The 1,444-nt window shown below is 67.2% G+C and carries 2 protein-coding genes and 1 pseudogene; all 3 read right to left on the reverse strand.

The genetic code is table 11. From position 1 onward, the window contains the following. Positions 1–348, reverse strand: a pseudogene (gene ureC / locus ACFWY6_RS45390) (urease subunit alpha); the annotation flags it as partial. Continuing rightward, positions 341–670 (reverse strand): urease subunit beta, encoded by a 330-nt coding sequence (locus ACFWY6_RS45395; protein WP_135330071.1) that lies wholly within the window; start codon positions 668–670, stop codon positions 341–343. The pseudogene ureC and the gene ACFWY6_RS45395, both read right to left, overlap by 8 nt. A 17-nt stretch (positions 671–687) precedes the next feature. Continuing rightward, positions 688–990, reverse strand: coding sequence for an urease subunit gamma (locus ACFWY6_RS45400; RefSeq protein ID WP_266873899.1), 303 nt, complete (start codon positions 988–990; stop codon positions 688–690). Positions 991–1,444: the final 454 nt, after the last annotated feature.

Consider the following 1,444-nt stretch of genomic DNA (forward strand, 5'->3'; position numbering starts at 1 on the left):
ATCGGGGTGTACGCCGTCAATGGTGTCCGGGGTGCCGGAATGGCAGAGGCCGGTGATGCGTCCGTCACGCATGCCGACGTCGGCCTTGACGACGCCCCAGTGGTCGATGATCACGGCGCCGGTGATGACGGTGTCGGGAGCGCCTTCGGCTCGGGTCGTGCGGGACTGCCCCATCGACTCGCGGATGACCTTGCCGCCGCCGAACACCGACTCGTCGCCGGAGCGTCCGGGTCCGCCGGAGCGGTCCTCCTCGATCTCGACGAGGAGGTCGGTGTCGGCGAGCCGGATCCGGTCGCCCGTGGTGGGGCCGAACAGATCAGCGTACGCGGCACGGGACAGCTCAGGCATCGAGGGCACCTCCGGTCTCTCCGCGCAGGCCGGGCACGATGCGCTTGCCGGCCAGCGGGACGAGTTCGACGTCGACGGGGATTCCGGGCTCGAAGCGCACGGCGGTGCCGGCGGCGATGTTGAGCCGCTTGCCGTGCGCGGCCGCACGGTCGAAGTCGAGACCGGGGTTGGCCTCGGCGAAGTGGTAGTGGGAGCCGACCTGTATGGGGCGGTCGGCGGCGTTGAGGACGGTGAGGGCGGTGGTCGCGCGGCCCTCGTTGTAGGCGACGGGCTCGTCCGCGAAGAGGATCTCGCCGGGGATCGGCGGGTGCACCGAAGTCATGGCTCAGGAACCCCCCGTCAGACGATCGGGTCGTGGACGGTGACGAGCTTGGTGCCGTCCGGGAAGGTGGCCTCCACCTGGACGTCGTGGATCATCTCCGGGATGCCGCTCATGACGTCGTCGCGGGTGAGCACCTTGCGCCCCGACGACATCAGTTCGGCGACGGTCCGGCCGTCGCGGGCGCCCTCGAGAATGTGCGAAGTGATCAGGGCGATCGCCTCGGGGTGGTTGAGCAGCAGCCCCCGCGCCCTTCGCTTCTCGGCCACGTCAGCGGCCACATGAATGAGCAGTCTCTCCTGCTCGTGCGGGGTCAGTTGCACGCGTCCCACCTCACAGTCCTCGCTCCGGACCGTGCGGGGTCCGGCTGCCGCGGCCACCGCGACGGATATAGATGTAACACACAGACAGTGCGCTTGATCTTGCGCACCCCGGTTACCAAAACCCCTGGTGGCGTGGCGTCGCAGGCTAGTTGGACGGAGTTTCAGCGAGGTTAACCAGTACTTGACCGTTCGATGACCTTCAGCTGGGTTCGCCCATACTCAGCGGGCCGCGCGGCCCGCCACTCGACATAAACGAATGCGCCTTCTTGACACTCGGCGGGACCGGCCGCAGAGTGAGAGCACCCCGTAAAACGTACGCTCCTTCTCTTTAAATCTCCCCCGGATCCACAAGGCGGCACACAGACAGACGAGACGCCCCCCCATCTCGACCAGGGGCGTAAGGCCAGTCAGTTGTTAGACTTCTGAAGGGTGTTCACTGTACCCCCCACCACCG

Origin of the sequence: Streptomyces sp. NPDC059037, from assembly GCF_042740015.1 — a bacterium.
Classification (GTDB): domain Bacteria; phylum Actinomycetota; class Actinomycetes; order Streptomycetales; family Streptomycetaceae; genus Streptomyces.

Excerpts from the sequence above, each read along its gene's own strand:
- ACFWY6_RS45395 (WP_135330071.1), bottom strand. The coding sequence starts at position 670 with ATGACTTCGGTGCACCCGCCGATCCCCGGCGAGATCCTCTTCGCGGAC.